The organism is Falsihalocynthiibacter sp. S25ZX9 (genome assembly GCF_041205405.1).
GTDB lineage: Bacteria > Pseudomonadota > Alphaproteobacteria > Rhodobacterales > Rhodobacteraceae > Falsihalocynthiibacter > Falsihalocynthiibacter arcticus.
The window spans coordinates 1-9,347 of the sequence record NZ_JBGFCD010000036.1 but is presented as its reverse complement, the minus strand read 5'-3'; the positions used below and the strand labels follow the sequence as shown (position 1 = coordinate 9,347).

At 53.7% G+C, this 9,347-nt stretch carries 7 protein-coding genes and 3 pseudogenes; 4 read left to right on the top strand and 6 right to left on the bottom strand.

The genetic code is table 11. The annotated features are described in order from the left end of the window. A pseudogene (locus tag AB9F29_RS20870) lies at positions 1–121 on the top strand (IS30 family transposase); the annotation flags it as partial. 871 nt (positions 122–992) lie between these two features. Here AB9F29_RS20870 and AB9F29_RS20865 read toward each other — a convergent pair. Further along, positions 993–2,930: a DUF3604 domain-containing protein gene (locus AB9F29_RS20865; RefSeq protein ID WP_369757116.1), complete on the bottom strand. Its 1,938-nt coding sequence runs from the start codon at positions 2,928–2,930 to the stop codon at positions 993–995. A 667-nt stretch (positions 2,931–3,597) separates the two neighbouring features. Between AB9F29_RS20865 and AB9F29_RS20860 the strand changes: the two genes are divergently transcribed. Further along, a complete protein-coding gene (locus AB9F29_RS20860; protein WP_369757115.1) occupies positions 3,598–4,131 on the top strand; it encodes a tyrosine-type recombinase/integrase in 534 nt (177 codons plus the stop codon). A gap of 352 nt (positions 4,132–4,483) precedes the next feature. Here AB9F29_RS20860 and AB9F29_RS20855 read toward each other — a convergent pair whose 3' ends face one another. The 4 genes from AB9F29_RS20855 to AB9F29_RS20840 all read right to left on the bottom strand — a co-directional run bounded on the left by AB9F29_RS20855 (position 4,484) and on the right by AB9F29_RS20840 (position 8,090). Further along, entirely contained in the window at positions 4,484–5,044 is a 561-nt protein-coding gene (locus AB9F29_RS20855; RefSeq protein WP_369757114.1) for a YbhB/YbcL family Raf kinase inhibitor-like protein, read from the bottom strand. Beyond that, on the bottom strand, positions 5,041–6,000 hold the full coding sequence (locus AB9F29_RS20850; RefSeq protein WP_369757113.1) for a YHYH protein: 960 nt from the start codon (positions 5,998–6,000) through the stop codon (positions 5,041–5,043). Before AB9F29_RS20850 ends, AB9F29_RS20855 begins: the two co-directional genes overlap by 4 nt. Positions 6,001–6,023: 23 nt before the next feature. Further along, positions 6,024–6,665 (bottom strand): PEBP family protein, encoded by a 642-nt coding sequence (locus tag AB9F29_RS20845; protein ID WP_369757112.1) that lies wholly within the window; start codon positions 6,663–6,665, stop codon positions 6,024–6,026. Positions 6,666–7,166: 501 nt separating this feature from the next. Further along, positions 7,167–8,090, bottom strand: coding sequence for a ketopantoate reductase family protein (locus AB9F29_RS20840; RefSeq protein ID WP_369757111.1), 924 nt, complete (start codon positions 8,088–8,090; stop codon positions 7,167–7,169). Positions 8,091–8,558: 468 nt separating this feature from the next. Here AB9F29_RS20840 and AB9F29_RS20835 point away from each other — a divergent pair. Further along, positions 8,559–8,645, top strand: a pseudogene (locus AB9F29_RS20835) (hypothetical protein); the annotation flags it as partial. A gap of 15 nt (positions 8,646–8,660) precedes the next feature. Here AB9F29_RS20835 and AB9F29_RS20830 read toward each other — a convergent pair. Next, positions 8,661–8,966: a hypothetical protein gene (locus AB9F29_RS20830; protein ID WP_369757117.1), complete on the bottom strand. Its 306-nt coding sequence runs from the start codon at positions 8,964–8,966 to the stop codon at positions 8,661–8,663. 171 nt (positions 8,967–9,137) lie between these two features. Between AB9F29_RS20830 and AB9F29_RS20825 the strand changes: the two are divergent. Next, positions 9,138–9,347, top strand: a pseudogene (locus tag AB9F29_RS20825) (IS30 family transposase); the annotation flags it as partial.

The following is a 9,347-nucleotide window of genomic DNA, read 5'->3' as shown; positions in this document are numbered from 1 at the left end:
GGTTCATTCGCAAGCCAAACTCAGCGCTATTGCCAGACAGTTGAACGAACGACCCCGCAAGACCTTGCAATATCAAACCCCAGCTGAGAAGTTCGCCCAGTGTGTTGCGTCGATCAGTTGAGCCCGCCGCCCTTTAAGTCGAAATGTGCATGGTGCAAAAAATGGACCAAATCACTCACCTATCAATGTCGCAAACGGCCCGATCCAGACATTCACACCATGCTAAAACGCTGCAGCGCAGAACCTGCGCCGACATTGATGAAAATTAGGACTGGAGCCAATAGATAGCTAAACAGCGAGAAAGTTTCATTGCGGGGTAAGATTGAAATTCGTTCATTTCAAAATTATTTCACCAAACGAAATTACGAATTTTTCACGAAATTTATTCACAAATTGTTGAAATAAAAAATTGAACGTTGCTTTTCTACCGCACCAATTTTTAAATAAAATACAATAAAAACAACCAATTGCTGGCTGATAGTTGTTTTTTGACATCAAAGTGACATCAGTTCTTTCAGTCTCCTAACCGAGAAGCACGGAAGAAATGATGTTGGACAACTACCAAACAAGATGGTGATCCGCCCAAGTGGTTTCGAACTATTGGCGGCGCAGTGGCACCTACAAGGCGAAATGCTTGCGACCCCGCCTGATAACTCCCATGCCGACGAAGTCCATATGCGCTACCGCTGAGATGATGTCATAATCGACGATTGCGGCGGCGATAAACGAGGGGCCAAGAAAGACCTTGCAATACAAGACACCAGCAGAGAAATTTGAAGCTTGTGTTGCAGCGGCCCGTTGCAGCGCCTAAAACTTGAGCTGGTGGTGTAACTCAATGTGGGACTACCATCATAGCGGCCCCTTAATTCATGGAGAAGGTTGAGAGATGTTCAAACCTTCGCGCTGACGTTAGACAGGATAAATTTTTCGGACTAGCCCCGGAATTTAAAAGGCCCCTCGCAGGGCCTCTTAATAGCTTTTTGAAACACTGACTATTCTTTTGGGGTAAACCAAATCGGCGTGGTGTAGGCGCGTTCTTGCTGCGCGAGGGGAGCTTCTGGGGGGATTTCTGAGCCAAATTTGAGGACATCAAAAAGGTACCATGGCGGCGTAGGGATTTCGAGAACCCGTGTGTAATAAAACGCGCGTTCATTTGGATCGAAATCTGGGTCCGTCCAGACGGTTACCAATTCGGCCGAGCCGATGGAATTGCTCCATGTTGCGGTTGCTGGATCAACGGTATTGCCCACGGCGGGTAATTTTCCGCTCGCGTCCAATTGGCGCGCATCTCCCCACGCCACGTCATAGACTTTCTCGTGGGTGATGCCATCGGCATCGACCCAGCCCTTGATGATTTGGGCCCGGTCCAAATTAGCTCCGATTGGATCGCGCAGGGCCGCAACGAGGAAGGTCGGGGATTGGCCATCTTGAGGTTGATTGAGATCGCCGCCCATTGGCACACCTTTGTCATAACCGACGTTTGCTATATTGCGCGTTTTCAGGTCTTCGGTGGTAAAATCATAACCGCCGAAAAGGCGCACCGAAATGCGCGGGCCTGTTGTGGCGTAAACTTCCTTGCGATCCATTGCGTCGAATAATGAGGTACGGGTATTTTCGTTGGCCCAAACCGCGGTGAGGCCGCTGGAAACCTGTTGCCAGCTGGAAAGTTTTCCGTTTTCATTTTCCATGAAGGGATGCGTCAGGCGTTCGGGGCTTGGTTCATAGCCGGCGTGTTTTCCAAAAAAGTTGTCCTCTTCGATCGCGGCAAGGGAGGTGTGGGAGTCGGTGGCGCCGACGATCCCGAATTTGTAGGGGTTGGTGCCGAACTTTTCCTCAAGAACCATTCCGTTTTTGAGCGCTTCACGAGCATATTCTCCGGCAAGCATGTCGTCTGTTTTGGCGGCCGAAAGATCAAGGTTGCCAACATCCCACGTGCCGTAATCTGCGAATTCATCATCCGGTGACAGGAAGGGGTGGGTTTCGCCGTCGCCCTTGATTTGAGTGATCTCGTAGTTGCGTTCCCATTTGGCCCGTTGCTCGACGTAGAATTGATCGAGTTTGCGGCCGGTAAATTGCTCTTCGGTTGGGAACATTACGCCATTTGAGAGGTTGCCATTGTGGGCAAATGTGATGGCCGCACCATTGGTTTTGGCCTCGTAAACTTCGAGGTATTTATAGAGGTCGAGCGGGTCGTTACTTCCGATAGGGGCTACCGTTGTAAAAGGGACTACTTGGCGGGCGCGGTCGGCGCCATCTCGGAAAACGACGTTTCGGTGCAAGTTGTTTCCGGCCGCAAGGGACGTCCATTCAAACCCGATGAAAGCTGTGAATTCACCTGGAGTGTTGTGTTTTTCAGCCGCGAGGATCACGTCTTCCCAGATGGTTGCGTAGCGCCGCGCACCGGGGGAGTAATTGTTCAACAAAGCGGGTTCAATTTCTCCCTGAGAAAACGCGCCGATTAAATCGAGAGCTGTTGCGACGGCCTCTTCACCGCCGGCCCGCACACCCTTGGACCATTTCGCGCCCTGTTCAAATTGGGTGATCGCGGGGGCGGCCGAAATCATATCATCGATCATGCCCATGCCGTCGGAGTGGTCGGTGATTGCGAGCCAATCAAGCGCACGTGCGAGGCGTACTTCTTGGCCAGAGGAGGCTGTCACTTGCGCGCCACGCGCAAATAGATAGGCCTCGTCTAGGCCCAACCGATTGCCAAACGCCCCTGCATCCATGGATAAGGACGTGTGAAGGTGGCTGTCTCCCCAAAAGGGACGCTCTGGAAAATCTCGATTCACATAGGGCGAGTAAGGGCTGTCCTTGTTAAGGATTTCTTCGAGCAGGTCTTCACTGGCTTGCATTTCCTGTGCGGTTACGGATGTTGAAATTAGCGCGCAGGTTGTTGAAATTATTAGAGCAAAGCGAAGTGTAAACATGGCTATTCTCCTTTAAGACAGGGGTAGAGAGGGTGGCAAAAAAATGAATTGGCGGTGCGAGGTGTATTTTCCCAGTATTGCTCAGGACGATTGAATTTCAAACCGTTTTATCTAAGGACGCCGTGAGGCCAAATCAAAAGCCAACTCAACGCACGGATTTTCGGCACAAATAGGTTTTGTGCGCCGTTCTCCTCATTCTCAATTAAAAGTCGACGCTCGGCGTGGACCCTAGTTTTCAGTCAAATGCGCTCGCGGAGGAAGCCGGACTTCACCCCACGGAGCCACCTAGACGAACTGCTCGATCCAGACATTCACACCATGCTAAAACGCTGCAGCGCACAACCTTCGCCGACATTGATGAAATTAAGACTGGAGCCAATAGATAGCTAAACAGCGAGAAAGTTTCATTGCGGGGTAAGATTGAAATTCGTTCATTTCAAAATTATTTCACCAAACGAAATTACGAATTTTCACGAAATTTATTTGCAACCAAATGAAATAATTAATAAAACGTTCCTTCTCGACCGCACCAATATTTTCCCCTTAATCAGTGAAGTTCCTTATTTATATAAGGATATGCAGGGATTTATGGTGGGCATTTCGTACTGAAATGCGCTAAAATCCATTAAAATTGACATGTCATTACGAATTTTCCGAGTGGGAGGATTTGAAATGGCGTCCCTTGCAAAAGTTGCAAACTGGCAAATGGCAGGCGCAAGTTGCCATGCAAGCTATACGAAAATCAAAGTCATTTGAGAAGCGGGTTGATGCCAAAGACTGGGCCGCGCACCAAGAGTTCTTGATTCTAGAAGGGGAGGTTTCGGGATCGACCGAGACCATGCGGGATGCGTTGCTGCGCTATGCGCGTTGCCAAGTTGGAAATGACCAAGAATGGCACTGGCGATCTGTGCCGCTCTCAACCGCCGCTGTGGCGCTTCTGAAGGGGCTACCTAATGTAGTGGCGGGTGGGGCGTGTTTTGCCCTGACCAGTGCCAATCTGGACGTATTGTTTCGGCGCGTGCGCGATCGGGCAGGGATCAAGAACCTGACGTTTCATGATAGCCGGCACGAGGCCATCACGCGGATGGCGTCAAAGCTCGACGTGTTGAGTATGGCGCGGGTTGTGGGGCATAGAGATATTCGGATGTTGCAGATATCTTACAACGAAACAGCGGAGCAATTGGCGCAACGCTTGGGCTGAGACTAAGCGTCATTTAGGGCAGATGAAGTGTGGTCAAGCATAGCAGGCGTGGGTAGTGTTTCCCTTTTGCCAGCTGCAAAATTAATTGACCTCGCTTTTTGCTGCGATTCTCCATGATCGGGCGCATGCTTCGGCGGTGCGCCCGTCGGCCTTTATGAAAAAACCCATATACTCGCCCGATGCGGTCCATTGACGCCGATGGCCGACTACTTGGATGAGTAACCTCATCTCCGTCGATTTAATTTTCATGTCCGCATAGCCGACCTCGGTGCAGTGTGCGGCGAACGGCCGGAAAGAGCCCGTTATAACCGATTTTTTGTGTGTCGCGGCGAACGTCCAGTTTCGGCGCGATTTAGTTCCAGAATGTGAATGATGAGGACGAGATTACAAGCGGCCCGATGGCTTGTGTCATTTCGGTCCAGTCCACCTGCAGGCTGTCGTTGCTGGGCAATGTGTCTGGGGCCGCGTTCAGCGCGAAAAGCGTGATGGTGTATTCGTGACGTGCGCCGCGTGGGGAGCAAGGCGGTGTGTACCCTGTGAATCTCTCATCTTTGTCCGCGCCTTCATCGCCCAAGGAGGTTGGGTTCCCGCGCGGAATGGCGGTTGTGTCTGCGGGGATGTTCCACAAGAGCCAGTATTGGCTGGGCGCGTCGGTGCCTGCGATTTTGCCGCGCGGATAGTGTTGCATGATGACTGCGAGGCTCTGCGTTCCTTCGGGAACCGTTGACCATGAGAGCGGTGGCGAGAGGCCATTCCCCCCGTCGCGACTGCATTTTAGATCGCTTGGCAGGTCACCGCCGCTCACAATGGCCGAACTTGTCAATGTAAAAGTGTCTTGGGCGGTCGCCGCACCCGCCCAAATGCCGCATAGCGTCAGCGGAGCGAGTACCCACGAGCGAAGTGCCAGGGTCATCGGCAGAACTCCCCTACCATGACGTCCCCATTGTTGGTCACGGTTTTGGTGGTGTAGTCGTAGCAGTTTTCCGTAGCTGCGGGGCTGTAGCGGATGTAGTATTCCTCGCCTTCAAAGCTGTAATCCATGCTGCGGCTGCCATCGGCGCTTTGCGTGAAGACGAGATTTTGGACGCCACCTTGAGGCGGGCGCCCTGGTTGTGCGCCGCCGCCGCTGGCAGCTGATAGAGGCCGTACACGGGGCAAATCATTGAAGTTCGGCAGCTCGCCCATCAGGCATTGCACGATGTAGGGCGCGTCTTGTGAGGTGTTGTAGCGGTAGCCAAATGCGTCGTCGGTCTGCCCGTTGCAAACATCCAGTACACCCCCTTCAATGGTGCTGCCATCGGGGTTTGTGTCGCCATAGATCGGAAAGCCGTCAAATGCCCAGCCGATGATTGCTTCTGGTCCCGCATTGGCCATTTGCGCGATCATACAGGTCGGCGCGACGTGATAGTGGTAGTCATCGCCACGACCAGCGTGCCCGCCGCACACGTCCAATTGGTCCGTTTGTAGCGTGTCGTGTTGTGCCTGATGGTGCGCCAGATCAGCTTCCGACATTTCACCGCCGCCAGTGTAGTCATAAATCGGCACCCCGTTGACCGCCACGCCGAGCGCCGCATCGCGGGTTAGCGGTGTTCCCGAAAAGACGGGATTGAGAAGGACAGGTGCGGGGTATTCGGCGGGAACGGGCACTTGTTCGTTAGTACCGACGATGCCCGTCATCATGTCATGATCGGGATAGGTGTCAGATGTCAGAATGGCTTGGGTGTCGGTGCAGGTTACGGTCACGCTCTCGGCAAAGCCCGCATCCGCGACAGAAGCGGCCACAGCATCGCAGCGGTCGTCGTGGGCAAGTGTAGGGCTAGCAACGGCGATGAAAAGCGGACAGGCCAGAAGGATAATTGTGCGGTTCATAGTGCAGATTCCTAAAGTATGGGTCAATTGACAGTTATACGGCACAAGAAGGTATTGCTTTGCTCAAGGTCGGGTCCCCAGATCAGCTCGGCTTTTGGATCCCAGCTGATGGCGTCGTAGCCGTCTTTTGGGCTGACCTCGCGGGCAGTATAAACGTCGGCTTGTGGCCAATCGGATGCGTCAAAGGATGCTGTGTCCCAGCCTGCGGGTTCGTCCATAGCGTCAAATGTGCAAGCTCCTTCGCCAGCCACGGGATTTGTGGACGCCTCGCAGGATTTATCCAAGGGGGCCGTGTGGATGACCTCACATGCCCATTCTGCGGAGCTGGCGGCCACGGTCTTTCCGGCTGCGTCGTGGATTTGAAGGATCAACCCGCCATCGCCCATCTGTTGGCGCCCCGTTCCTATATATTCCAAACCTGTATCGTTTTCTTTAAAGTCTTTGGCCACAACACCCACCACGAATGGGCGTTCGGCCTCAAACGTGAAACTTTCTGCATTGAAAGACCGCTCCGTCGTGATCGGCACACTGTCTTGCGCGACCTGCGTGCCGTCTATGCGCAACTCGAACCAATTGTCCGCCCAAACGTCGGATGAAAAAGTCTCAGCAGTTGCAGCGGTGGCGCAGAACGCGCACAGCGCGAAAATGGCGAAGGGTGGTTTCATGATAGGTCCAATGCGATTGTTACAACCATTATACGTGTTCCACGTGCAATTCCGTCGGGCCTTTCTGAAAATAATTTAATCATGACGCCAAATCTCGCTACTCGGCGCCGGCAACCCGCCACCGATGACGCCTTGTATCGCGAGTTTCGCGCCTAACGAGATAAGACCGCAGTCGCCCGAAGGGAGGGAAAAGCAGACTTTGGCGCAGATGCAGCGAACGGCGGGTTTGAGCCCATAAGACGGATGCTGCTGTTTGTCTCAATGACGGCAATGCGCTGGAAACGCCCTTTGCAAAGTCGGGTTGACGGTCATCCGAAAACACCCAACGAGGTTCGCCCATCGATGACAACGACGGCGGGAAGTAGGGGCGCACTAAAATTTCAGGATGCGGTAGCGAGTGCCCTTCAAGGAGTAGTTGAAACCTGCTGCCCCCATCCCTCACCTGAACCAACACAGGTATGCTTTTGATCGGCTACACGATTATGTGGAAACCACAGGCAACTATCCGGAAGACCCATATTTAAAGGGCTGGAGCGTCGACCAGAACACCTCATGGATCGGCGTCGGAACACCGTATTGGCGGCCCAGTCGCACCACGTCCCCGCTCAAGTAGTCAACCTCCAGCCGCTTGCCGGCTCTCAAATCGTCGAGCATCGAGGCATGCATCGTGTCCGGCAAAGTTGAGATGGTTTTCCAAGTTTGCTCGACAAGGCCTTCGGGCAAGTCCGGCACCATCGCCCTGCCGACCCGATTGGTTTCTGCCATCCCAGCAAGGAACAACGCGCGGCTGTCTGGATTGTTCCGAAGCGGCCCCATATCAAGCCGCGTCAGGGTTGTGATGCTGGCCAGCATCGCCTGAGAGATGAATTTTACCCACAAGTCGTGCAGAATATTGTCCGGAATCACGGCTGTCGCACCCGCGTCAATGATCGCATCACGAAGGGCCGCAACGCGCGGGGTGACCCGGCCATCCAACTCGCCAAATGAGAGCGTGTCCCACATTGCCGAATGGTTGATGACGCCGGGTTCGGGAATGTCGGCCGGGATGCGCGCCACGCCCGGTACCACGTGCTGCATGCCGATGATTGCGCCAAGCCGGTCATGGGCGCTGACACCATTCTGACAAGTCACAACCATCGTGTCAGACTTAAGCATTGGAGCAATAGCTTGCGCCCCGCTTTCAACGTCATAGTTCTTGACCATGAACAAAACCACGTCGACCGGTCCTACTGAACGGGGATCGTCGGTTGCCGCGATCTCAGACATATGTAAGTCCCCGCGCGGGCTCAGAATTTTCAGGCCTCGCTCCTGAATCGCTGCCAAGTGCGCACCCCTTGCGATCAAGACAACTTCGTTTCCGGCCGCAGCCAGACGTGCTCCAAAGTAACCTCCGAGCGCGCCTGCGCCCATCACTGCGATCCTCATACGTCTCTCCCATATGTCTACCAGTCTCGTTCATAACACGCGTGTCGCCCGGTGCAGAAACCTTATTGTGCCAGAATTCACAGTTGCGGCGTCCTGCATCGCCAGCGCCGGTCTCGTCCGGAGGCAAGGCCTGTTTGTTACTTTATGTGAGTTAGCCCAAGTTCAGGGCTGAGGGACGCAGCAGGTCCGCTTCGAGCCGTCTATCCACCTTAGAGCAGGAACATCAAACGGCGGCTTTGTCGGGCGGTTTCAACTGGTCGACGCAATCCTTTAATCTTTAGTCAAAGATGGAGTGAACATTATGAAGTATCGCCGCCGAGTATTTTTTACGGATAAGCAGACGTCAGAGATTTGGGACAGATGGCAACGCGGAGAGTCGATGAGTTCGATCAGGCTTGATTTTGACCGAGCATCATCGTCAATCTATCCACTCCTCGCGCGTACTGGCGGCATCCGTCCACCGACCGCGTGAGATCGCGCTTCGCTCTCCCTCTGATCGATCAAGAAGAGATTTCCAGAGGCCTGCGTGCGAAGGTGTCCCTGCGCTCAATTGCACGATCCCTGAAGCGGTCAGCATCGACCATCAGTTGTGAAGTCAGGCGCAATGTCGGCACCCAAAGCTATCGTGCAAACCAATCTGATACAGCTGCCTGGGATCGTGCCCACCGCCCAAAGCCCTGCAAGTTGGCAGGCAATGACTATCTCTGCCGTGCTATATCGGCCAAACTGATCCGCAAGTGGTCCCCGCAACAAATCGCAGGTTGGCTGATGCGCGAACATCCAGTGGATGAGAACAAGCGCGTCTCGCATGAGACGATCTACCGAAGCCTTTTTATCCAGACGCGCGGCGTACTTAAGAAGGAGTTTCTGGCTCATCTATGAGCGACACGATCCATTCGCCGGTCCCGCCACGCCACGCTAAAACGCAGCGGGTTGGGTAAGTTCAACGATGCGATATCGATCCGTGACAGACCTGCGGAAGTTGAAGACAGGGCCGTTCCGGGCCATTAGCCTCTCGGTGATGCAAGCTAATAGAAGGCGACCTGATTGCAGATTCTGGTAAAGGTTGACAACAAGGACAGTCCCAGAGTCATTCAAGCGTTGATCGAACAGGCACGCAAGTTGACCAAAGAGCTTTATCGCTCACTGACTTGGAATCACGGATCAGAGATGGCGGGGTACAAGACATTCACTTTGGCGACGGAGATCGATATCTTTTCATGCGACCCTCACAGCCCCTCTCATCGCTGCAAGCAG